At 66.3% G+C, this 21,256-nt stretch carries 23 protein-coding genes; 5 read left to right on the top strand and 18 right to left on the bottom strand.

Annotation, left to right across the window (positions count from 1 at the left end):
* Positions 1-94 precede the first annotated feature (94 nt).
* The 6 genes from ACQP2D_RS26010 to ACQP2D_RS25985 form a co-directional block, all read right to left on the bottom strand.
* Positions 95-1,699: a VWA domain-containing protein gene (locus ACQP2D_RS26010; protein WP_433678530.1), complete on the bottom strand. Its 1,605-nt coding sequence runs from the start codon at positions 1,697-1,699 to the stop codon at positions 95-97.
* A gap of 180 nt (positions 1,700-1,879) precedes the next feature.
* Positions 1,880-2,149, bottom strand: a complete 270-nt coding sequence (locus ACQP2D_RS26005; protein ID WP_433678529.1) for a WhiB family transcriptional regulator — start codon at positions 2,147-2,149, stop codon at positions 1,880-1,882.
* 27 nt (positions 2,150-2,176) lie between these two features.
* Complete coding sequence (locus tag ACQP2D_RS26000; protein ID WP_433678528.1) at positions 2,177-2,722, bottom strand: HNH endonuclease; 546 nt, start codon at positions 2,720-2,722, stop codon at positions 2,177-2,179.
* Positions 2,723-2,960: 238 nt separating this feature from the next.
* Positions 2,961-3,863, bottom strand: a complete 903-nt coding sequence (locus ACQP2D_RS25995) for a cutinase family protein (RefSeq protein WP_433678527.1) — start codon at positions 3,861-3,863, stop codon at positions 2,961-2,963.
* 156 nt (positions 3,864-4,019) lie between these two features.
* Complete coding sequence (locus ACQP2D_RS25990; RefSeq protein ID WP_433678526.1) at positions 4,020-4,160, bottom strand: hypothetical protein; 141 nt, start codon at positions 4,158-4,160, stop codon at positions 4,020-4,022.
* Positions 4,161-4,259: 99 nt separating this feature from the next.
* Positions 4,260-5,399 (bottom strand): acyl-CoA dehydrogenase family protein, encoded by a 1,140-nt coding sequence (locus tag ACQP2D_RS25985; RefSeq protein ID WP_433678525.1) that lies wholly within the window; start codon positions 5,397-5,399, stop codon positions 4,260-4,262.
* Between the two features lie 91 nt (positions 5,400-5,490).
* Between ACQP2D_RS25985 and ACQP2D_RS25980 the strand changes: the two genes are divergently transcribed.
* Entirely contained in the window at positions 5,491-6,189 is a 699-nt protein-coding gene (locus tag ACQP2D_RS25980) for a winged helix-turn-helix transcriptional regulator (protein WP_433678524.1), read from the top strand.
* A gap of 14 nt (positions 6,190-6,203) precedes the next feature.
* Here ACQP2D_RS25980 and ACQP2D_RS25975 read toward each other — a convergent pair whose 3' ends face one another.
* Entirely contained in the window at positions 6,204-6,434 is a 231-nt protein-coding gene (locus ACQP2D_RS25975) for a hypothetical protein (RefSeq protein WP_433678523.1), read from the bottom strand.
* A 198-nt stretch (positions 6,435-6,632) separates the two neighbouring features.
* On the opposite strand from ACQP2D_RS25975, the gene ACQP2D_RS25970 reads away from it, so the two are divergent.
* Positions 6,633-7,244, top strand: coding sequence for a DUF4232 domain-containing protein (locus ACQP2D_RS25970; RefSeq protein WP_433678522.1), 612 nt, complete (start codon positions 6,633-6,635; stop codon positions 7,242-7,244).
* A gap of 143 nt (positions 7,245-7,387) precedes the next feature.
* Here ACQP2D_RS25970 and ACQP2D_RS25965 read toward each other — a convergent pair whose 3' ends face one another.
* Genes ACQP2D_RS25965 through ACQP2D_RS25950 form a run of 4 tightly spaced genes read right to left on the bottom strand, consistent with a single transcriptional unit; the run spans position 7,388 to position 11,149 of the window.
* Positions 7,388-8,677 carry an acyl-CoA dehydrogenase family protein gene (locus ACQP2D_RS25965; protein WP_433678521.1) on the bottom strand — a complete coding sequence of 430 codons (1,290 nt, stop codon included), beginning with the start codon at positions 8,675-8,677 and terminating at the stop codon, positions 7,388-7,390.
* Between the two features lie 2 nt (positions 8,678-8,679).
* Positions 8,680-9,351, bottom strand: coding sequence for a TetR/AcrR family transcriptional regulator (locus ACQP2D_RS25960; RefSeq protein ID WP_433678520.1), 672 nt, complete (start codon positions 9,349-9,351; stop codon positions 8,680-8,682).
* Positions 9,348-10,397, bottom strand: coding sequence for an alcohol dehydrogenase catalytic domain-containing protein (locus ACQP2D_RS25955; protein WP_433678519.1), 1,050 nt, complete (start codon positions 10,395-10,397; stop codon positions 9,348-9,350). The genes ACQP2D_RS25960 and ACQP2D_RS25955 overlap by 4 nt, the downstream gene beginning before the upstream one ends.
* Positions 10,394-11,149 carry an SDR family NAD(P)-dependent oxidoreductase gene (locus tag ACQP2D_RS25950; RefSeq protein WP_433678518.1) on the bottom strand — a complete coding sequence of 252 codons (756 nt, stop codon included), beginning with the start codon at positions 11,147-11,149 and terminating at the stop codon, positions 10,394-10,396. Before ACQP2D_RS25950 ends, ACQP2D_RS25955 begins: the two co-directional genes overlap by 4 nt.
* Positions 11,150-11,406: 257 nt before the next feature.
* Here ACQP2D_RS25950 and ACQP2D_RS25945 point away from each other — a divergent pair, with 257 nt between their 5' ends.
* Positions 11,407-13,590 (top strand): malate synthase G, encoded by a 2,184-nt coding sequence (locus ACQP2D_RS25945; protein ID WP_433678517.1) that lies wholly within the window; start codon positions 11,407-11,409, stop codon positions 13,588-13,590.
* A 420-nt stretch (positions 13,591-14,010) separates the two neighbouring features.
* Positions 14,011-14,568 (top strand): hypothetical protein, encoded by a 558-nt coding sequence (locus tag ACQP2D_RS25940; protein ID WP_433678516.1) that lies wholly within the window; start codon positions 14,011-14,013, stop codon positions 14,566-14,568.
* A 28-nt stretch (positions 14,569-14,596) separates the two neighbouring features.
* Here ACQP2D_RS25940 and ACQP2D_RS25935 read toward each other — a convergent pair whose 3' ends face one another.
* The 7 genes from ACQP2D_RS25935 to ACQP2D_RS25905 form a co-directional block, all read right to left on the bottom strand.
* A complete protein-coding gene (locus tag ACQP2D_RS25935; RefSeq protein ID WP_433678515.1) occupies positions 14,597-15,313 on the bottom strand; it encodes a hypothetical protein in 717 nt (238 codons plus the stop codon).
* Between the two features lie 163 nt (positions 15,314-15,476).
* Positions 15,477-16,130 carry a DUF305 domain-containing protein gene (locus tag ACQP2D_RS25930; RefSeq protein WP_433678514.1) on the bottom strand — a complete coding sequence of 218 codons (654 nt, stop codon included), beginning with the start codon at positions 16,128-16,130 and terminating at the stop codon, positions 15,477-15,479.
* The gene (locus ACQP2D_RS25925; protein WP_433678513.1) at positions 16,127-17,701 is read right to left on the bottom strand and encodes an LVIVD repeat-containing protein; all 1,575 of its coding nucleotides are present in this window, start codon (positions 17,699-17,701) and stop codon (positions 16,127-16,129) included. The genes ACQP2D_RS25930 and ACQP2D_RS25925 overlap by 4 nt, the downstream gene beginning before the upstream one ends.
* Before the next feature lie 144 nt (positions 17,702-17,845).
* Positions 17,846-17,995: a hypothetical protein gene (locus ACQP2D_RS25920; protein ID WP_433678512.1), complete on the bottom strand. Its 150-nt coding sequence runs from the start codon at positions 17,993-17,995 to the stop codon at positions 17,846-17,848.
* A gap of 106 nt (positions 17,996-18,101) precedes the next feature.
* On the bottom strand, positions 18,102-18,545 hold the full coding sequence (locus ACQP2D_RS25915; RefSeq protein WP_433678511.1) for a nitroreductase/quinone reductase family protein: 444 nt from the start codon (positions 18,543-18,545) through the stop codon (positions 18,102-18,104).
* A gap of 34 nt (positions 18,546-18,579) precedes the next feature.
* Positions 18,580-19,296, bottom strand: a complete 717-nt coding sequence (locus ACQP2D_RS25910) for a class I SAM-dependent methyltransferase (RefSeq protein WP_433678510.1) — start codon at positions 19,294-19,296, stop codon at positions 18,580-18,582.
* Between the two features lie 25 nt (positions 19,297-19,321).
* A complete protein-coding gene (locus tag ACQP2D_RS25905; RefSeq protein ID WP_433678508.1) occupies positions 19,322-20,263 on the bottom strand; it encodes an alpha/beta hydrolase in 942 nt (313 codons plus the stop codon).
* A gap of 371 nt (positions 20,264-20,634) precedes the next feature.
* Between ACQP2D_RS25905 and ACQP2D_RS25900 the strand changes: the two genes are divergently transcribed.
* Entirely contained in the window at positions 20,635-21,126 is a 492-nt protein-coding gene (locus tag ACQP2D_RS25900; protein WP_433678507.1) for a MarR family winged helix-turn-helix transcriptional regulator, read from the top strand.
* Positions 21,127-21,256 lie beyond the last annotated feature (130 nt).

The raw sequence follows: 21,256 nt of genomic DNA, 5'->3' as shown, positions 1-21,256 counted from the left end.
GCCTCGGCTCACCGTCTGGGCGGCAGGGGAATCCGTGTGTGCCGATAGTCGTGCCGGAGAAGTCCGTGCGGGACAACAGGACTCATCGCAGCCCTTATGGTGTCGTCAGCGCGTGAACCACCGCGGTTCCGAAGCTGATGTCGTCCGAGGTCGAAAGGCGGGTGTAGGTGCCTCCGGTGCGCTGGGCCGCGGTTTGCAGGGTTTCGGTGCCACTGCCGCTGATGACGATCACATCGATACGGACCGGATGGGCGGGGTCGATGGCGGCGGTCAGGTCGGTGAGTAGTTTGGCTCCGGTCATGGCGGAGTCGTCGTCGGGGCCGTCGGTGATCAGCAGGATCGAATTGGTGCGTCCCGCGGTGTATCCCTGGACCGCGGCACGGTAGGCGGCAAGCAGTGCCGGGTAGGCCTGGTCGGGGCGAGAATCGGTGGGCTGCACCGTATCCAGGGACGTATCGAGTGCGGTGCGCTGCTGGTCGCTCAGGGCCGCGGTGGGAGTTTGGATCTTGTACGGCTTGGTTCCATCGAGGTTCTTGCCGAAGGTCCATACGCCGAGGCCGAAGTCCGGCGGCATCACATTCATCGTAGAGCGAAGGGCGCCGAGGACATTCGAGAGCCGGGTAGTGGATCCGTCGGTAGTGCCCATCGAGGACGAGACATCGAGCAGCGCCGTAGCTTGCACTCCGAGAACAGGATTGGCGAGCGTGGCGCGCACCTTGTCCAGTGCGGTTCGCGACGGCGCGGGTGCCGCGGCCGCCGGTGCCGCGACGAATCCCGCGGCGGTGAAGGCCGCGGACTGTTGGGGCGCACGTAGATAGTCGGCGAATATCGACGCGATCAGATTCTGGGTCTTGTCCACCCAGGCTCCCGACATCAGCGCGGCCGGATGATCGGCGACCGGTGCGGTTCCCACGGGCCGGAATGTGTCCGTACCGCCGAGCGACTTCAGTTGCTGCTCAGTAGCGGCCACCGCATGGATGGTCGAACTCGCACCACCGAGACCGGCCAGCGCGGCTGCGATATCGGCCGCCTGCGGAGCCTTGACGGCGAGCCCGGATACCGCGGCGATGACCTGACCGGATTGTGCGGCCTCGTCACTGAGCGGATCGGTACCCGACATCGCCGAGCCGACCGCGGCCGCCGCGGCGAGGGTCGCGTCGCCGGCGGGCAGTGCCATCCGCAGTCCACCCCAGCCCGACAGACCGAGATCGCCGAGCGAACCCTGTTGCAACCGTGGCAGATCCGCCCAAGTGATCTTGGCCTGTTCGAGCGCGTGCTGCAGCTCATCGGGTACCGCGAGCACGATGGGACTCAGCGCGACGGGCGCGGGATTGCCCTCGATGAGGCCGGGTACGCGCATGGATTCGATGGAGCGCATCGAATCGGCGATCCACAGTCCGGGCTGCGGTCCGAGCGCGCCGTTCCACGGCTTGCCGGCGGTGAATCCGGCGACGACAGCGGCGGACGGCTGGGCGGTGACCACGACCTTCGCACAGTGATCGCGCACCTTCGGATCGGTCGCGTTGTATCGGTCGGCGGCGGCCCGCACCGGGTCGGCGAGTTCCGGATCGACGGTGACGAACAGCGTCGACGGCCCTTCCTTGCACTCGGCCGCGGCCGATTTGTCGCGATTCGCCGCGCGATCGCTGAGTTGTAAGAACGCGAAGACCGCCGCGACCAGCAGCAGAACGGCAATCACTGCGATAACCGGACCTTTGCTGACGCCCCGGGACCTGGTTCCGCTGCGATGTGTGCCCACGGGCATCAGTGTATGGTCACGCGAGATTTGCCGTGCCGGTGCTCCCGGGTGCGGGTGCACCGGCACGGCGTGGTGGACCGTCGGGACCGATCGCGGGTCGGTCGAACGAATCGGCCCCGACTAGGGCCGGATCATCCGTCCGCGATCGAACTCGTGTCCGCCCCAAACCCCGGACTGTCGGGTGCGCGCGGCGAATTCACCACACGCATCGCGGATCGGGCAGCCAGCGCAAACCTCACGTGCGTACGTGAAGTCCTGTGACGGGTACGGGAACCACGCCTCGTGATTCGGGTCGCCGCGGCAGGCCGCCCGATGCCACTCCCGGGAATCCGAGAGCGGGAGCAGGTCGGTCAGATCGACAACTGCGTTGATCTCCAATTCGACGGTCATTTCGAGCCTTCCCCTTTCTCTCTCGGCTCAGGTAGCGGCCAGCTGCTTCCAGATCCGCTGCTGTCGCTTGGCCATATCGTTGGGCGCCTTCGGCTCCCACAGCAACCGCATGCCCGCCTCCTCCGGCGTGCGGTCGGCCTTGGCCGAATTGCACGGCGCACAGGCGGCGATCAAGTTGTTCCAGGTGTTCGGACCACCGCGGCTGCGCGGCCGGATGTGGTCGACGGTGCGCGCCCAGGACGCGCAGTAACCGCATCGGTGGTTGTCCCGGCGCAGCACACCGGCCAATGTCGCGCGGCTGCCATCGTGTACCCGTGTCACGTGGTCGAGGTAGACGTAGCGCAGCAAGCGGATCGTCTCCGGCAGCGCGAGCTCGACGTGTTCGGCCCGAATCGGGAAGTGCGGATCGCGATTCGCGATCGACTCCGCGGTGCCGTCCACGAGCAGTGCCACGGCCCGTTCGGCGTTGATCTCGGTGAGTGCCTCGTAGCTGGCATTGAGTACCAGTACTCGGGTGTGTATCCAGTTATCGACAGTCAACACCACCGGATCGGTGGCACGGTGGAACGTCATGGGAATCACCATGTTTCGGGGAGAGCGAGCGAATCGGGAGGAGGCGGCGGTCGGTCAGTTACCGGCCGGGAGGCGGCGGGTAACCCGCTCTACGCGCGCGTGATACCGGCGCTGGCTCGATACGACAATGGTCACGGCCGCCTCCTCCTCTCCGAAGCTCTTCGATCACCCGCGGTATCGGGTGATCATCATCGAAATCCATGGTGGCACAGCGTGCCCGTCGCTGGCGACGGGTTTTTCAGGCCAGGCCGACCAGCCACCGCCGCAGCCACGTGGTGGCGGTCAAGCCAGTGGAATCCACGACGTAGGTGGGGTAGCTCTGGTGCACGAACGAGTTGTAGAACCGCTCGAATTCCTGTTTGCGCTCGTGCATTTCCGGATCGGCGAGTTGGTTCTGGATCAGCGGGACCACCCCGGTCGCCGTCAGATCGTCGATGATCACATCCACCTCCTGCTGATAGCGCCACAGCTGCGCCGGATCGGGATCGGAGACCTGGGCCAGGAATCCGGCCAGGCGGGTGGCGAAATCGGTGGGTGGCGCTGCGCAGTACAGGTCGCCGACGGCACAGATGGTCTTGGTCTTCGGGGTGAGGAAGCCGAAGCCGCCGATGCGCGGGCCGCCCGCACCGGCGCCGTCCACCGGCGGTCCGACGAGTGCGTCGGTGGGGGAGCGCCGCGGATCGGAGATGAGGCCGACCGCGACGATGCGTTCGGGCCGGATGGGGCTCGCGCCGGTGCCGATTTCGGCGGCGAGATCGCCCGCCGCGTCGGCGCCCTGGCTGTAGCCGATCAGCGCGATCTTCGTCGCGCCGCACTGCTGGACCATCGCGGTGACCAGGCTGCGGGCATTATCGATGGCCTGCCGCTTCGAGCGGCCGTAGACATCGGTTTCCCACGGGAATGCGGTCGCCGCGTAGGTCACATAGTCGGTGCGGGTATTGGGCGGCAGGTTATCGGTGACGCTCGCGAGCATGCCCTCGCCGGGGTTGGCGTCGGAGGTCTCCCAGGTGCCGGGTATCGCCACGACGTAGAGGTTGGGGCAGTCTGGTGCGGCCGTGGCCGCACCCGCACAGCCGAGCGCGCCCGCCGCGCCCACCATGACTGTTCCCGCCACTGCTCCGATCAACTTGCGCATGAACATGGTCCACACCTCGGGTTGCTGGTTCCGAAGCGGCCGAGGGGCCGTCCGCGACTGCTGCCGTCGCGTCGAACACAACCGTACGGTCTGACCGGGGGAAAATGCGGGAACACCGCACGGTGAAGGTCGGACAATTTTCGCCGAATGCGGCAATGCTGACTATTTGCTCGGCGTGGCGGCGGCGTGCGCAGCCGGTGCGGACCGGGAGATGAAGGAGCCGCGGGCGAGGGTGCGCGGCTCCTTCATCGCGGACCAGGCAGCGTCGGTCGCCTGGTCCACGATTGTGGTGGTGACAGCCACCAATGATTTCCCCTCCCACGCATCATCGTGTGAGCATCCATTGAACTCCCTCGACAAGCTTTCGTCCGGCGTTCGGGGATTCCGGGCGATCGGGTCGGGTCAACCGATCGGTGTGTGGCCCAGCAGCACGCGCCCGGTGAACCGGGTCTGCCTGGCCCGCGGCAGGGGGTGGAACAGGCAGCCGTGGATGTCGCGGTACCACATCTCCAGCTCGCAGGTGCGCGAAAAGCCCGCGCCACCAACGGTTTCGATCGCCAAGCGGACGGTGTCGACGAGTGCGTCGGCGGCGACGGTCTTGCGGCTGAGGATGCGCGCGGCGTAGGCATCGGTGTTGTCGAACCGCAGATTGTCCGAATCGGTGAGCATGGCGGCGATCAGATCGGCGGCGGTGGTGTGCGCGTTCATCATTTCGCCCGCGAGTTGGAAGGTGTGCGGCTCGGTGCGCTCGGCCATGAGCGCGGCGGTCAACTCGATCGCGGCGTCGGCGATGCCGAGATAGGCCGCCAGCACCAGTGGTAGGGCCGCGCCGATCACCACGTTCAGCACCGGGGGCCAGACGTCGGCGGGGCGGGTCAGCGAGATCGCGGCATCGGGAACGAAGACATCCTCGAAGACCACCGTATGTGATCCGCTGGCACGCAAACCAATAGTGTCCCAAGTCTTTTCGATGCGCACGCCAGCGGCGTCCAGTGGTATCGAGAAGTGCAGCACCTGGGGTCCCTCCGGCGCGTCACCGCGACGGACGCTGGTCACCACCACATCGCCGATCTCGCAGCCGCTGGCGGGTGCCTTGCGCGCGCTCACCAGGAAGCCGCCCTCGACCCGCTCGGCCCGGCCGTTGGATTCGACCCAGTCCGAGGCGCCGGTGCTGACCAGGATCGCGCCCGCGGCCACCTTGCCGAGTACCGCCGACGCGTCGATGCCGTGGTTGTGCCGCCAGACCTGCGCGGCCACCAGATGGGTGTGCATCGCGAAGGCGACGGCGGTGGACGGGTCGTGGCGGCCGAGTTCGCGCAGGATCTCGCCCATATCGCGGTGGGAAACCCCGCCACCGCCGAATTCGGTCGGTACGAGCGCGGCGGAGAGTCCGGTGGCGCGCAGTACGTCGAAGGCCTCGATGGAGATGTCCCCGGTGCGGTCGCGCCGGGCCACATCGGCGCGCAGGGTTTCCCCCACCCGGCGCGTCAGGGTGATCCAGTCGGTGGTGGTGTCGGTGATGTCATTGGCGATAGTCGTCATGTTTCGAAGTTAGAAACGGTCGCGATAACCGAATAGTCCAGAAACTGGACTCTCCCGGTTCAGAAAATGGACCCCGGTTCGCGAGGTGACCATGACGAGCACGACCGCAGGCTACGGCCAGTACTGTCCGATCTCCCGTGCCCTCGATGTGCTCGGTGAGCGCTGGTCGCTGCTCATCCTGCGCGATCTGCTCATCGGCACGACGCGCTTCAACGATCTGGCCCGCGGTCTGCCGGGGCTATCGCGCAGCCTGCTCGCCAAACGGCTGCGCCAATTCGAGCGGGCCGGACTGATCGAGAAGGTCGGCACCGAATACCTGCTCACCGCCGCCGGCCAGGAACTGGAGCCGATCCTGTTCGGCCTCGGCGAATGGGGTGCGCGCTGGACCTTCGGCGAACCGCGGCCCGATGAGTTGGATGCGGGTCTGCTGGTGTGGTGGATGCATTCGCGGCTGGATACGTCCTCGCTGCCGGGTAAGCGGCAGGTGCTGTGTGTGCGGTTCACCGATGATGTCCATCGCTACTGGATCGTCATCGAATCCGGGGTCGCCTCGGTCTGCGATTCCGATCCCGGTTATCCGATCGATGTCACCATCAGCTCCGATGTCGATTCGCTGTACCAGGTTTGGCTGGGCCGCATCCCGCTTCCGCATGCCATGCGAACGGGCCGAGTGGTGTTCAGCGGGCCGTCCGCGCTCACCCGGCGGATGCCGTCGGTGCTGCGATTGAGTCCTGTTGCGGGATATTCCGATCCCAGCAATGTCCTGGACCCGGCGACGCGCGCCTCGTAGTACCGCGGCTGCCGTCAGGCCGTGGCCTCCCGCGGGTAGATGTAGTAGCGGTAGACGCCGTCCCCGGGGTCGGCGCACAGTGGCCACTCGCGGTCGGGGGTGGACCACTCCCAGTCCAGTGCGAGCCCGGCGTCTTGTTCGGCGGTCGACTTCGCCAGGTCCACGGAATTGTGGGTGGCCAGGGTCTGGTCGTCGGTGCCGCAGAACTCGCAGCTGTGCACCCGCCGTACCTCGTATGCGATCACTCGGTTACCTCCGGGGCATTCAGCCTAGACCTGTGGTGCGGGTGTGCACCGATAACGTTCGGTGGCTGCGGCCGATAAACAGCTCGACAGGCTCGTCCGGCCGGGGGGGTCGTGCGTGTTGATCGGAGATATCCATCGCGGTGCCGCGCCGAATACTGTTGCGGCGCTGCGTCGACCGACAGCGCAAGGAAGTGTTCGATGTCGAAGATGAAGTGCGTGCCGTGGCTCGCATATGCGGCGGTGGTCGCCGTCACGGGGTGCTCGAGCGGAACAACGGACACCGGGGCTCCGGGCTCGGTCGCGCCGCCGACGAGCGCACCGGCTGGGTCGCCGGGCACGCCGTCCGCTGGCTCGCCGAGCGCACCGTCCAGTGGCCGCACGGCCGATGCCGTCCCCTCGTGTGCCGACGGTCAGGTCATTGTGGGGGCGGGCGAACAGTCGGCCGGTCTCGGGCACCGCAGCGTCACTTTGAGCTTCTCGCTGGTCCAGGCCAGCGGCCCGTGCACCCTCACCGGATATCCCGGCGTGGATTCCGGTGCGGGCGGCCCGCTGGTGCACGCGACCCGTTCGCTGCGCGGATACCTCGGCGGACTTCCGGAGGGTATCGATGCGCCGCCGACCATCGTGCTCGATCGTGATCACGGCGCGGCGGCGATGGTCGAAGGCGTCGCCGTCGACGCGGCCGGGAACAACTGCCCCAGCTACACCAGCTTGCAGGTGACCCCGCCGAATACAACCGAAACCGTGCCGGTGGCGACCACGATCGACGTGTGTCAGCCGGAGGTCCATCCGGTGACTCAGCCCCGTTGAATCGAGCGATACCCCGATGACGATGGACGGCTGCACGCCGGACTGGTGACACGACGGCCCGACCGGAGCGAGCCCGGTGTGGCAAAACAGCTGTGGTGCCCACACGAACGACCGCCGATCGCCCGGCGGTCGCATCGGAGGGACTACAGGTTCCCGACGATGTGCTCGAGGCGACGCGCGACGAGTTCGCGCGCCTGTTCGCGCAGCGCGGGGCGGTAGCCGCTGGGATATACCGGGTCGCCCGGCGTGTAATCCTTCAGGACCTCCTTGGCGAGGGTGATCTTGTGCACCTCGGTCGGACCGTCGGCGATGGCCATGACCTCGGCGTAGTTCATCATGTCGACGAAGGGCAGGTCCTGGCTGACGCCGATGGCGCCGTGCAGATGCAGTGCGCGCTGGGCGATATCGTGCATGACCTTCGGCATGGCGACCTTGATGGCGGCAATATCCTTGCGCACCTTCAGATAATCCTGTTCCTTATCGATGCGCCAAGCGGTGCGCAGTACGAGCAGGCGGAACTGTTCCATCTCGATCCAGCTGTCCGCGATACGTTCCTGGGTCATCTGCAATCCCGCGAGCGGTCCCTTGCGCATGGGCCGCGAGACGGCGCGTTCGGCCATCATGTCGAAGGCCTTGCGCACCAATGCGACTGTGCGCATGGCGTGGTGTACGCGACCGCCACCGAGCCGGGTCTGCGCCACGATGAAGCCCATTCCCTCCTGGCCGAGCAGGTGGTCGGCGGGCACCCGGACATCGGTGAAGCGCAGGTGGCCCTCGTGCTCACTGAAGCCGTGTACGTGGAAGTTCTTGACGATCTCCAGGCCGGGGGTGTCGGCGGGCACGATGAACATCGACATGCCCTGGTACGGGCTGACATCCGGATTGGTGACCACCATGACGATGTGGAAGCTGGCGAACTGCGCGTTCGAGTTGAACCACTTCTCGCCGTTGATGACCCAGGAGTCGCCGTCGCGCACCGCGCGGGTCTTGAACAGCGTCGGATCCGAGCCGCCGGTCGGTTCGGTCATCACATAACAGGAACCGATCTCACCGGCCAGCAGTGGCTGCAGGTACTTGGCCTTCTGCTCCGGCGTGCCGTAATGCGCGAGGATCTCCGCATTGCCGGAATCCGGTGCCTGGCAACCGAATACCGATGGCGCCCAGACCGAGGTGCCGAGCACCTCGTTGAGCAGTGCGAGTTTCAGCTGCCCATATCCGGGGCCGCCGAGTTCGGGTCCCAGATGGCAGGCCCACAGCCCCTGCTCCTTGACCTTCTCCTTCAGCGGCCGCATCAGCGCCATCGCCTCGGTATCGGTGCGGTCATAGGGATTCGGGTAGAGCAGGTCGAGGGGCTCCACCTCGGCGCGGACGAACTCCGCCACCCAGTCGAGTTTGCGCTGATATTCCGGATCGGTTTCGAAATCCCAAGCCATGGTCAGCCTTTCGTTGTCGTTATCACGATGCCGTCGAGGACGGTGGATGCGAGAATGTCGGCGATCTCGCTGGGGGAGCGGCCTCCGTGCGGGCGGTACCAGAAGGTCACCATGTTGAGCATGCCGAGCACGCTATTGGTGACCACGTGGTCGTTCGTGCGCAGCAGGCCCGTCGCGTGGCCCGCGTCGATGACGCGCTGCCAGCACTCCTGCACCCCGTCGCGCATCTCCTGCAACTCCTCGCCGCGGTCGCCGGTCAGCGCGGTCACATCGCGCAATTGGATGGCGACCTCGCGGCGGTGCTCGATGATCAAGCCGACGTGACTGTGGATCAGCTTGCGCAGCTTGCTGATCGGGTCGTCGGTGCCGCGGGCGATCCGCTGCGCGTCGGTGAGCATCAGCTGGATGTAATCGCGCAGGATCTGCCAGAGGAGTTCTTCCTTGGATCCGATGTGGTAGTACAGCGCACCCCGCTGCACCCCCGCCCGATCACCGATCTCGGCGACGCCGGTGCCGTGGAAACCCTGCTCCGCGAACAGGTCCACCGCGGCCGCCACGATGCGGCCTCGGGTCGCCTCGGCCGTGGTTTCCGCAGCTGGCGGGCGACCGCGGCGCCGGGGCGAAACCGTCTCCCGGCCACCACCCCCCATCGAATCGCTGCGCGATGCTCTCATTGTTGGGGATCCAGGACGACTTTGGACACTCCGTCGGCCCGATCGGCGAACATGCGGTAGGCGTGTGCGCCGTCCGACATCGGGAACCGGTGTGTGACCACGGCTTCGGGCCGCATCCGGCCAGCGGCGGTGAGCCGCAGCAGTGCGGGCAACTCGTATTGGATCGAGCACAGTCCGATATGGAATTCGAGTTCCTTGACCTGCGCCAACTGCATATGGAACGGAAAGGCGCGATTATGACTGACACCGATCACGCTCACCCGCCCCCGATGTCCGACCGCGCTGATGGCCAGCTTGATGGTCTCATCCGCACCGACGGCCTCGATCGCGACATCCGCACCGCCGCTCAGCAATTCGCGAATCACGGTCTTGGGCTCATCGGATTCGACCACCTCCGCACCCAATTCGACCGCGCGCTTGCGGCGCTCGGCCACCAGATCCACCCCGAGCACCCGCGACGCACCCATGGCGAATGCCGATTGCACGGCCATCAGCCCCACCGGTCCGAGCCCGATCACCACCACCGTCTCACCGGGTGTGATGCGGGCGCGGCGCGCACCGTACCAGGCGGTCGGCGCATTGTCGGTGAGTACGATCGCGGCCTCGTCGCTGACCGTGTCGGGCAGTCGCACGAGATTTCCCTCGGCGTGCGGGACCGCGAGATATTCGGCCTGTGCGCCCGCAAGCGATCCACCTAGGCCGTAGCAGGCGTCGACCGGCAGTGGATGCCGTTCGCAGGCCGCTACGATGCCGACCTTGCAGTTCGCACAGCGATTGCAGCCGACCGAGGCGGATATCAGTACGCGGTCACCGAGTGCGAATCCCTGGACATCCGAACCCAATTCGACGATCTCGCCGACCGCCTCGTGCCCGACGCTGTACCCGGTGCCATTGGTGAAGCCGTGTCCGGCGTAGATGTGCAGATCGCTGCCGCAGATCCCGGCCGCGGTTACCCGAACGATTGCCGCATCCGGGCCGGGTAGCACCGGATCGGGTACATCGGTATACGAGATCTGTTGCGGGCCAGCATAAGTCAGTGCCTTCATCGCCATCCTCCGTCCAGGGCCAGGGTGGCGCCGGTGCAAAAGGCCGAGGCGTCCGTCGCGAAGAACAGTGCCGCACCGACGATGTCCTCCGGCTGTCCGACCCGGCCCAGCGCCACATGCCGGGTCAGCTCCGCCCGCAACTCATCGGGCCACGCCTTGGAGATATCCGTGGCGAACGGACCGCACTGGATCGTATTGACCCGCACAGTCGGCCCGAAGCTCTGCGCGAGACCGCCGGTGAGATTGGACAATCCGGCCTTGGCTGCCGCATAGGGCACCGCGAGCGGTTCCGGTCGCACCGCCTCGATCGAGGAGATATTGATGATCGAGCCGCCACCTGCGGCGGCCATCCGGGTGCCGATCGCGGTCGACAGCCGGAACGGGCCCTTGAGATTGACCGCGATCACCTTGTCGAACATCGCCTCGCTCACCTGGTCCAGGCTCGGATACAGCAGCGACATCCCGGCATTGTTGACCAGCACGTCGACCCGGCCGAATTCCGCGTAGGCGGCCTCGGTCAGTGCGTCGCACTGGGTCCACTCGCTGACATTGCACGCCACCGGCAATGCGCGCCGCCCGTATGTGTTCTTCGCCTCATCGGCGAGTTCGACGCAGCCGTCGAGTTTGCGGCTGGCGATCACCACATCCGCCCCGGCCGCGGCGAAGGCGCGCACCATCTCCCGGCCCAGGCCCCGGCTACCGCCGGTGACCAGCACGACCTTGTCCGCTAACGACTTTTCCGGCAATGCCACATTGCACTCCATTGATTCCGGTGCGGGAAATGTTCCAGTCAGTACATTAATTCTGCCGACCGATACAATCAAGGGGTCCGGGCGATCCCCATACGACATCCATCGCGACTCGCCGACGAACCGGCATCCAAGGTTCGGCGCGGCGGCAGACAAAAGAGCCCGCGCGGCGATCGACCCGACGCACCGTCACATCACTACCGACGGGTAACATTGGTTGCGATTTTTCCCACCCGGCTTTCTCAAAAGTGAGGCAGTAGATGACAGAGCGGATTCAGGTCGGCGGGCTCCAGGTGGCCAGCGTTCTTCACGAGTTCATCGAGAACGAGGCGCTCCCCGGAACCGGCGTAGATTCCGCCGCGTTCTGGGCCGGAGCCGAGCAGGTCATCAATGACCTCGCCCCGCGCAACCGCGCCCTGCTGGCCGAACGCGACGAGATCCAGGGCAAGCTCGATGCCTGGCACGCCGAACACCCGGGCGCGAACTACGACAAGGCCGCCTACAAGAGCTTCCTGGGCGATATCGGCTACCTGCGCGCGGAACCGGCCGACTTCAAGATCGCCACCCAGAACGTGGACGCCGAAATCGCCACCACCGCGGGCCCGCAGCTGGTGGTGCCGGTGATGAACGCCCGCTTCGCGATCAATGCCGCGAATGCGCGCTGGGGCTCGCTCTACGACGCGCTCTACGGCACCGACGCCATCTCCGAGGCCGACGGCGGCGAGAAGGGCACCGGCTACAACCCGGTCCGCGGCGGTCGCGTGATCGAATTCGCGCGCAAGTTCCTCGATACCGCCGCCCCGCTGGCCAATGGCTCGCACCTGGACTCGACGCGCTACGTGATCGATGGCGGCAAGCTGGCCGTCACGCTGAGCAACGACGAGGTCACCACCCTGGCCGCCGACGGCGCGGAACTGGTCGGCTTCCTGGGCGATCCGGTCTCGCCGACCTCGATCCTGTTGAAGCACAACGGTTTGCACGTCGACATCCAGATCGACCCGGCCTCGCCGATCGGCAAGACCGATCCGGCGGGTGTCAAGGATGTGGTGCTGGAGTCCGCGGTGACCACGATCATGGACTTCGAGGATTCGGTCGCGGCGGTGGACGCCGAGGACAAGGTGCTCTGCTACCACAACTGGCTCGGCCTGATGAAGGGTGAGCTGGCGGAGAAGGTCACCAAGGGCGATAAGACCTTCACCCGCACCATGAACCCGGACCGCGTCTACGCCGCGGTCGGCGGCGGCGAACTGGTGCTGCACGGCCGCTCGCTGCTGTTCGTGCGCAATGTCGGTCATCTGATGACCTCCGACGCGATCATCGATGCCGAGGGCAATGAGGTGCCCGAGGGCATCATGGACGGCCTGATCACCTCGCTGATCGCCAAGCACAGCCTGCTCGGCGACGCGAAGCTGAAGAACAGCCGCACCGGTTCGGTCTACATCGTGAAGCCGAAGATGCACGGCCCCGACGAGGTCGCCTTCACCAACGAGCTGTTCGGCCGGATCGAGGACGTCCTCGGGCTGACCCGCAACACCCTCAAGGTCGGCATCATGGATGAGGAGCGCCGCACCACCGTCAACCTCGAGGCCTGTATCCAGGCCGCTTCCGAGCGCGTGGTGTTCATCAACACCGGCTTCCTGGACCGCACCGGCGACGAGATCCACACCTCCATGGAGGCCGGCCCGATGGTCCGCAAGGCGGAGATGAAGACCCAGCAGTGGATCCTGTCCTACGAGGATTGGAATGTCGATACGGGTCTGGCCACCGGCCTGCCCGGCAAGGCGCAGATCGGTAAGGGCATGTGGGCCATGCCGGATCTGATGCACGACATGCTCGAGCAGAAGATCGGCCACCCGCGCGCCGGCGCCAATACCGCGTGGGTGCCCTCGCCGACCGCGGCCACCCTGCACGCGACGCACTACCACCAGGTCGACGTGTTCGAGCGGCAGCAGGAGATCGCCGCCGGTGGCCGCCGCGCCACCGTCGACCAGATCCTGGAGATTCCGCTCGCGGCGAATCCGAACTGGAGCGCCGAGGAGAAGCAGCAGGAGCTGGACAACAACTCCCAGGGCATTCTCGGCTATGTGGTGCGTTGGATCGACCAGGGCGTCGGCTGCTCCAAGGTGCCCGACATCCGCGATATCGGTCTCATGGAAGACCGTGCGACCCTGCGCATTTCGAGCCAGCTGATGGCGAACTGGTTGCGCCACGGCGTCGTTACCGCCGATGAGGTGGTGGCCAGCCTGCAGCGGATGGCGCCGGTGGTCGACAAGCAGAATGCGGGCGATGCCAACTACCGGCCGATGGCGCCGGACTTCGCGAGCAGCATTGCCTTCCAGGCCGCGAAGGAGCTGGTGCTCGAAGGCACCAAGCAGCCCAACGGCTACACCGAGCCGATCCTGCACCGGCGTCGGCGCGAGGCCAAGGCGCTGGCCTGCGTGTAGCGCGTTGCGCAACTGAACAACTCGGGAATCCCCTGCTCCGGCGCTGGCCGGGCAGGGGATTCCTTTACCACACAGCAGCGCCCTGACGAGGCGGCTGACCGGTTTCGGCCCAGATAACGATCCGTTACCCTGGGCGCTGCATGGGATAGTCGGATGTGAGGAAGTTATATGGGAAGCGTTGTCCTTGATGTATTCGCTCTGGTTGCCAATCGTGCGGCGCAGTTCTGGAACTGGATGGCCACCGGCTCGGCCGGTTTCCCGCCGCTGTAATCGCCGAGCTGAACACCTTGTGCGACAAACCCCCGGTCCTGGCTCCGCATCGGATGCCGCGGCCGGGGGTTTTCCGTCGCCCGGCGATAACCTCTGCGCCGCCGCGCCGATTCCCTTCGGGGATGGGGTTCGCCGACGTATCTTCTTGACATGAGCAGCGGCGGCCCCGGACGGATACCGCTCTGGTTCGAGCTCTGGATGGGCGTGATCACCGCCGTTATCGCGCTCCTCTGCGCGGCGCTGTGCTGGGAGCTGGCGGCGCAGGGCAGCTTCCCGACCAAAGTGCTGCTGTGGGTGGGGCTCTCGGTCGTCGGCGCGGTCGCCGTCTGCTTCGGGATCCTGGGCCTGATCCGCTACCACGCCATCCTCGTCAGCCTGGCGGCCCCGATCCTCATCGCCACCCTCGCCGCCCTGGTCTGGTACGGGGTCCCCGAATCCGCCGGTTGGCGTCTGTCCCGCCCCATCCTCGAGGACCAGGCCGCAGCCTGCGCCAACCCCGGGCACCGTACCCGCCTCGGCGTCTACACCGTCACCTACATCACCCGCCGCGACGGCGGCTGCCTGTTCTATCTCGATGGCGGAGCGACGAATTCCGAAGGCCTCGCCTACTTCCCGGACAGCGCCCCGAGCATCGCCCCGGCCGCACCGGGTGCGATCGGCTACGAACCCTTCCACGGCCCGTGGTACCGCTTCGTCGAAAGCACCTGACGGTTCGGCTGCGAAAACCGGTGTCGGTTCAGGGCGTCGGTGCGATCCAGAGGGCTTCGGCCAGGGCGCAGAGGTCGCCGGACGGGGTGGCGAGGGCGATGCCGACGGTGTGTTTGCGACCCTGGTGGTTGATGGGCCAGGCGTAGGAAATGTAGGGGGTCTCGGGGTAGATGGGCTGGAGTTGGGTTGCGGTGAGGGCGGCGGTTACTCCGCCCATGCGCATGCCTTGTTTGCGGATAGCGGCCCAGCCGCCGGGGCAGTCGAGGGCAGCCCAGACGACCTCCGGGGGCAGCTGGCCGGATTCATCGGCGAGTCCGGGGTCTGGGGTCCAGGCCGCGAGAATGAGATCGTGATCCGGTGTGTCCCAGGTGAGTAGGCGCAGGCCGCGGCCGGGTGCGCAGGCGGCGCCGCAGCCGTAGCAGTCGGTGACGCGGCGCGAGACCATGGCCGCGTCGGTGACGGCCTTGGCTTCGGCCCAGGTCGGGGCGGGCGGGGGAGCAATGGTGAGCGCCGCTGGCGTGGATTCGGCGAGCAGTACGCCGTCGACGTCGGCCAGCGCGTGTCCACCGGATCTGGTGGGTCGCAACGACATCGGGGCCTCGAGTGGCACCTTGGCGCGGAAGTCGACGCGCACCTCGGCGGCCTCGGAGCGCCCGGCGAGCAGACCCGCCACATATCCGCCGAAGGCCACATCGGGATACCCGTGCACGTGTTCGGGGACGGTGACTGCCTCGGTCCGTATCACGTGTCAGTCGAGCCTTCCTGTGCGGTCGATCTAGATCGACCATACCTCCGGGTCCGGACTCGGAGGAATGCGCCCGTTCTCCGGGAAAGCTCTGAGGTAGCGCCGCGCAGGCCGACCCGCATCCGGTCCGGGGCGTGGGTCGGCTTCCTGCCAGTGCTGTCGGCTATTGCAGTGGTTGTCCGCCGAGTTGGGAGAGCAGCACACCCATGACGCCCGCCTCCTGGCTCTGGCTCTGGAACATCGACCGCGCCGCTTCCTTGACCGGGCCGGAAGTCAGCGCCTGATCCGCGGCGCGGGCCATGGCGAGTCCGCCCTGATGGTGGCGGAACATCAGTTGCAGGAACAGGATTTCGGCATCGTGGCCGCGGGCGGTGGCGAGCGCGTCGAGTTCGGCGGTGCTCGCCATGCCGGGCATGGTGTTCCCGGTCGACTGAACGGCCACAGCGGTCGAATGATGGTGCGACGCGGCCGCGTCGGCGTGCATCCAGGCCATCGGGTGCGGTGACAACGGTGGCGCATCGGCCAACCGCAGCCACCCCAGCATGGTGCCGATCTCGATGCGCTGGGCGTCCGAAAGCTGCTGTGCCAGACGCAGTACTGTCGGCGCGACGTCACGATCCAAGCGCTGCACCATGATCAGCGCCTGCTGATGGTGTGCGGTCATATCCTGCGCGAACCCGATCTCGATCGCATTGAGAACCGGTGTGGCCGTGTGATCTTCGGGTAGCACCAGCGGCCGCAGCGCCGCACCGATCACCAGCAGGGCGAAGGCGAGGGCGGCGAACGCGGCGGCTCGGATCCACCGGGACACGGTCACGACCCGACGGTCGATCGCTGATCCGCGGGTGCGGTATATACGTCGTTCTCGAGTTGTAGCACCATGAATCCGTTATCGGAGCAGGCGACATACAGCTGGTCGCCGCGCCATTCCGGTGGCGAGAAGCACCAGTCGGTGGAGACATCGCCGAAGGCGAGGTCGCCGGTGCGCGAAGTGAGCGCGTCCGATGGATCGAACTGCCCCTCGAGCACCGCGCGTGCCACCGATGGTGCGCTCATGAACGGCACGCCGATGATCGAGACGAGGGCGTGCGGAGAGTTCCACAGGCTCAGGTTCTGCCCGGTGCGGGCGGGCGGGTTGAAATAGGCGATCTCGTGGATACTGTGCGGGTCGCGAATATCGAAGACCCTGATGCCGGAGGAGATCCAGCCGCAGGCGAGCGCGGTGGGATCGTCCGGGCGGTCGGCGGCGCAGTAATGTGATTCGTAGGCAAAGGCCGAACCGCCCATGGAGCTGCCGATATTGCTGTCGATATTCTCCAGCAGATTGATTTCCAGCTTGACCTTCCCGGCGACCTTGGGAGCGGTGTCATCGGAGATATCGATGAGTTTCACACCGCCCGAACCACCTTCGTCGACGGTGTAGAGGTACGGCTTACCGTCATAGGTCACTGGGACGCTGTGCTGGGTGGCCCATCCGTCGGTCCAGAAGGTGCGGCCGATGTGGGTGACCTGTGGGTTGGGGTCGCGGCGCTGCACGGAACTGATGTCGAGCACGGTGAATCCGCCCAGTGCGGACAGATACATCCGATTGCCGTCCGGACTGATGCCGAAACCGTGTGCCTCGATACCGGTCAGGCCCTGCCAGATGACGTGCGGATCCGCCGGATCGGTGAGATCGACGGCGCTGACGAAGCCGGGTACGAGACCCGAGGCCCAGTAGGTGCGCCCATCGGGGGACCAGCCGCCCTCGTGCGTGGTGATCGGCAGCGGCATCAGCAGATTCGAGCCGGGCCCCGGATTCAGTAGCTTCGGATACGCGCAATCGGAGATGTCGTAGACCGACAGATAGCCGGCGCCTTCGGCGATCGGTACACCCGTACCGACCAGCAGTTTGCGCTCGGTATTGACCTTGAGGCTTTCCCACGTGCCTGCCAGCATCGCGGGTTCGGTCAGGGTGACCGTCGGCCGTGGATGCGCCGGATCGGAGACATCGAGTACCTGGACGCCGCGGCCCTCGCTGATCAGATCGCCGGGGAAGAACGAACCCATATAGGCGCAGTGGTCGAAGCTGGTGGAGGTGATGCCGGCCCCGCGCCCAGCGTAGTTGCCGACCATCGACATATTGCAGGAGTAGCCCTGGGTGCTGCGCCGACTGTCGCGGTCGGCGGCCGGAACATCGCCCTGCATCCCGGTTTCCGGCATCGATCCAGGTCCGCAGTCCGCCCGCGGCACCGAGGTGCGGCCGATATCGAGGAATTCCTGAACCGCGGTGGCGATATCGGACTGTAGATCGGCCGACGCGCTGCTCGGCAGCATCATCGCCGCGAGGACCGCCGTGGCGAACAGAGCCAGCGGCCGGGCACGGCGCAGTGTCAGCTTCGGGTGCATCGTTGCATCCCAACTTTCCTCATGATGGGCACAAGCAGCGCCGACTCAGACGGAGTATGACCTGACTGAATGGTAGTAACAGGCCGCAACTCGATGGCGCAATTTGGCGGAAATCGCAGGTAGTGGCGTGTTATGTGATAGCGCTCAGTCGGCGGCGAATCCGGCGGTCTCGTGCGTCAGCAGTGTTGTGTAGACGTCGAAGCGAGACTGTCTGAGTTTCTTGGATCGTTCGGCCAGTGCCGGCTGCGCACGGACATGACGTACGTGGGCGATATTCTGCACGAAGCGCAGCACACTGTGAGCGCGGTCCGTGAGTAGTTCTGAGTCTGTGGCAGAACAGGTCTGATCGCTACCGAGTTCTCGACTGCGGCCGCCGGGAAGCGGCCGCAGTCGAGCGCTGTCAGGCGGGGTCGACGCGGAAGACCGCGATGTGGTGAGCCGCCGCGGCGACGCCGTCCGGTGTCGCCGCCTCGGCCAGTCCCGTTGTGACGAAACGTTTACCGACACTGGCCGGGCTCCCGGCGACCAGCTCGTGCAGCAGCGGCCGACGCTCTTCCACCGGAATCTCGGTCAGCCGGGCGGTCGAGGTCTGCCGACCTCGTGTCAGCGTGACCGCTTCCGCCGCACGAACATTGGCCACCCAGGCAGCCTTCGGGAACGCCTGGAAGATGTATCGGCCGCCGTTCAGTTCGTTGACCGCGATCGGGAAGGTGAGTACCCTCCCGGTTCGGCGCCCCGTAACCGTCAGTAGCTGCATCGGGCCGAAGGCGATACCCATGCGCTGCAGCCCGACGATGACCTTGTTGAAGCTGTTGGTGCGGCGGCGGTAACTGCTCTCGTCCATGTCATGGTCCTCTCGTGAAATAGGAAGTGGCGCCTCAGATGCGCTGCGCCTCGAGCACCAGGACCGGCAGCAGCATCGCGCCAGCCTCGGTGAATTCGGGTTCGAATCCGTTCTGCGCGAAGCCACTCGACATCGCACCGACCGGCCTGGCCACTTCCAGTCGGTCGGTGCGCAGGGTGGTGACCGACCAGGTCGGCGGCTCGAATGCGCTGCGCAACTGCTGCTCGGTGATCGGATGCGGGGCATACAACACTGCGTGATCGGTTCGCAGGAAACAGAACTGGATCAACCGGCCGCCGGGTTTGAGCACGCGCGCCAGCGCACGCACGTGGGTGACACGCTGCTCCGGGTCGAGACAGTGCAGCAGCGCACTGCTCACCACGGTGTCGAAACACGCGTCGTACCCATCCAGGATCGCGGCGTCGGCGACGTCGAAGGTCGCGGAGACTCCGTGTTCGGCGGCGCGGGCGCGGGCTTGCTCGATAGCGGTGGGGGCGACGTCGAGGCCGGTCACACGGTATCCGAGTCCGGCGAGATGGATGGCGGTGTCTCCTGGTCCGCAGCCGACATCGAGGACCTCGCCGACGATGCGGCCGGCGCGCTCGAAATCCAGCAACAGTGGTTGTGGCCGACCAATGTCCCAGGGTGGCCGGTCGATGGCAACACCCGGAAAGACCTCATCTCCGCGATACAGCCGTTCGTAGTCGACGGCGGGCGGGGCGGACGGCGGCGTCTCCTCATGGTCGGTCATATGCGCCTTTGCCTTTCGTGTCCATCTACTTGTTCGTTGCTGAAGGTTCGGCCGTCACGCTCCGCCCGCCGTTCTCCGGCACCGGTGTGGCCAGCAGATGTCTGCGGAGGAAGGTGAGTTCGGCGTCGACGGCTCGGTCGTGCCCGGACAGGAAGGGGGCGTAGTGGCCGCCGGGCAGGCGGACCACCTCCCCATGCCGTGCTTGCCGCGCCGCCCGCACGGCCAGTTCGGGGGGAGCGGTCTGATCCTGATCGCACACAACGACGAGGAGTGGACACCGAATGCCGGCGGCGTAGCGGCCGGGTCGATAGAGCGACATCCGCAGGCCGGTGCGCGCGGTGATCGCCTGCTGCCATTCCGGATATCTGTTGTTCGGATTCAATGCTCGGTTGCCGTCCTGACCGTCCGGAGTGGTGACCAACGCCACTGTGCCGGGCGCACCGGCTAGCGGCACGAGCAGTGGTGCGCGGCCGATGAAGCCGCTCAGGGCGTCGAGGATGCCGCGTCCGAGGAAGCGCAGCATCGCGAGCGGCTTCTGGTACCGCCCGGCCGATCGGGCGGCGGCGAGCCCGTCGGTGAGCGGGGTCTGCGCGATCACAGCCGCGACCCGATGATGTTCCGCGGCGGTCCGGAACAGATGGCCGCCGGTCAAAGAGAAGGCCCACAGCGCGATTCGGTCCGGATCTACGCCGGGCAGGGTCGCGGCATAGTCGATCGCGGCCCGCAGATCGGCGAGTTGCTCGCCCATCCGGACGACCTGCCGTGGCTGTCCGCCGCTCTCGCCGAGATGTCGAAAGTCGAAGGCCAGCACGGTGAATCCGGCATCGTGGAATCGGCGCGCGAACAGGTCGGTGCCCGGCTCCTTGGTGACGGCGCCACCGGCCGCCATGATCACGCAGGCGCCGTTGGCGCCGGGGTAGTGCCAGGCGGCGCACTGCGTGCCGCCGCTGGCGAAGCGAACTTTCACTCGTCCCGAATTCTCTTGCACCGCAACCTCCGGCCGAACTGGTTCCGCGGCCGCCGAACGCCGCCGGAACACCACTGGATACGCTCCCAATATTATATGGTTCCAATAGAATACAGAAACAGTACTTTATGGCAATGATTGCTGGGAGAACGATGATGCGCGATGCCGGTGCCCATCAAGATCGTGCCGCCCGCGACGACCGTTTTGTCGACCGTTCGAGGCGCGCTTCGAGAACCTGTCCACCAGCGACCGAACGGCATGGCGAGACCGAGGGCGAGTCGCCTGACGCACGGTCCGCGGGCTATGTCGGCTCGTGGCCGGCAGCGCGCGATATCATACGGAAGTCATATAAAATGAGGTGAGGGAGCGGTATGGGTTCGGGGACGGATCGGGCGGCGGTGCGTCGTCGGCGGCAGTTGACGACCGCGGTCAAGGATGCCCTGCGCGACCTGAACATTCAGCTGTCGCTGCTCAATCGGAGATTCGGCGGGCGGGTCGAACTCCGCGACGTCGACTGGACCTGCCTGGACCTCGTCAATCGGCACGGACCGCTGTCCCCGACGACGCTGGCCCGCCGCGCCGGGGTGCATCCGGCCACGCTCACCGGGATCCTGGATCGATTGCAGAAAGGCGGATGGATCGTGCGCGAGCGCGATCCGGAGTCGGCGGACCGGCGTGCGGTCACGCTGCGCGCGGTGCGCGAGCGCAATTCCGAACTGTTCCAACTGTTCTCGGGCATGAACGGGCGCATGGACGAGCTGTGTGCGCACTACTCGGAGGCCGAACTCGAGGTCATCGCCGACTTCCTGCGCCGAACCGGTACCGCCGGACACGAATCTGCCGAAGAACTGATCGAACCCTGACAGTCTCGGCGCGTATCGTCACCATCGGAAATACCTTGCGGATCAGGGGTTTCGCATTCTTGCTGCGGGCAGGGTCGGTGTCGGCCGCGGGTCTTCGCTGTTTTCCGGGGCATCGCGTCGGCGGGTCTGA

The sequence above is a fragment of the Nocardia sp. CA-119907 genome, from assembly GCF_050955995.1.
Lineage (GTDB): Bacteria > Actinomycetota > Actinomycetes > Mycobacteriales > Mycobacteriaceae > Nocardia.
The sequence above is the reverse complement of the archived record's forward strand: the minus strand, read 5'-3'. Positions and strand labels throughout refer to the sequence as shown.

Excerpts from the sequence above, each read along its gene's own strand:
- ACQP2D_RS25925 (WP_433678513.1), bottom strand. The coding sequence starts at position 17,701 with ATGCACCCGAAGCTGACACTGCGCCGTGCCCGGCCGCTGGCTCTGTTC.
- ACQP2D_RS26000 (WP_433678528.1), bottom strand. The coding sequence starts at position 2,722 with ATGACGTTCCACCGTGCCACCGATCCGGTGGTGTTGACTGTCGATAAC.
- ACQP2D_RS25980 (WP_433678524.1), top strand. The coding sequence starts at position 5,491 with ATGACGAGCACGACCGCAGGCTACGGCCAGTACTGTCCGATCTCCCGT.
- ACQP2D_RS25995 (WP_433678527.1), bottom strand. The coding sequence starts at position 3,863 with ATGTTCATGCGCAAGTTGATCGGAGCAGTGGCGGGAACAGTCATGGTG.
- ACQP2D_RS25915 (WP_433678511.1), bottom strand. The coding sequence starts at position 18,545 with ATGGACGAGAGCAGTTACCGCCGCCGCACCAACAGCTTCAACAAGGTC.
- ACQP2D_RS25955 (WP_433678519.1), bottom strand. The coding sequence starts at position 10,397 with ATGAAGGCACTGACTTATGCTGGCCCGCAACAGATCTCGTATACCGAT.
- ACQP2D_RS25940 (WP_433678516.1), top strand. The coding sequence starts at position 14,011 with ATGAGCAGCGGCGGCCCCGGACGGATACCGCTCTGGTTCGAGCTCTGG.
- ACQP2D_RS25960 (WP_433678520.1), bottom strand. The coding sequence starts at position 9,351 with ATGAGAGCATCGCGCAGCGATTCGATGGGGGGTGGTGGCCGGGAGACG.
- ACQP2D_RS25910 (WP_433678510.1), bottom strand. The coding sequence starts at position 19,296 with ATGACCGACCATGAGGAGACGCCGCCGTCCGCCCCGCCCGCCGTCGAC.
- ACQP2D_RS26005 (WP_433678529.1), bottom strand. The coding sequence starts at position 2,149 with ATGACCGTCGAATTGGAGATCAACGCAGTTGTCGATCTGACCGACCTG.
- ACQP2D_RS25970 (WP_433678522.1), top strand. The coding sequence starts at position 6,633 with ATGTCGAAGATGAAGTGCGTGCCGTGGCTCGCATATGCGGCGGTGGTC.
- ACQP2D_RS25985 (WP_433678525.1), bottom strand. The coding sequence starts at position 5,399 with ATGACGACTATCGCCAATGACATCACCGACACCACCACCGACTGGATC.
- ACQP2D_RS25965 (WP_433678521.1), bottom strand. The coding sequence starts at position 8,677 with ATGGCTTGGGATTTCGAAACCGATCCGGAATATCAGCGCAAACTCGAC.
- ACQP2D_RS25900 (WP_433678507.1), top strand. The coding sequence starts at position 20,635 with ATGGGTTCGGGGACGGATCGGGCGGCGGTGCGTCGTCGGCGGCAGTTG.
- ACQP2D_RS25945 (WP_433678517.1), top strand. The coding sequence starts at position 11,407 with ATGACAGAGCGGATTCAGGTCGGCGGGCTCCAGGTGGCCAGCGTTCTT.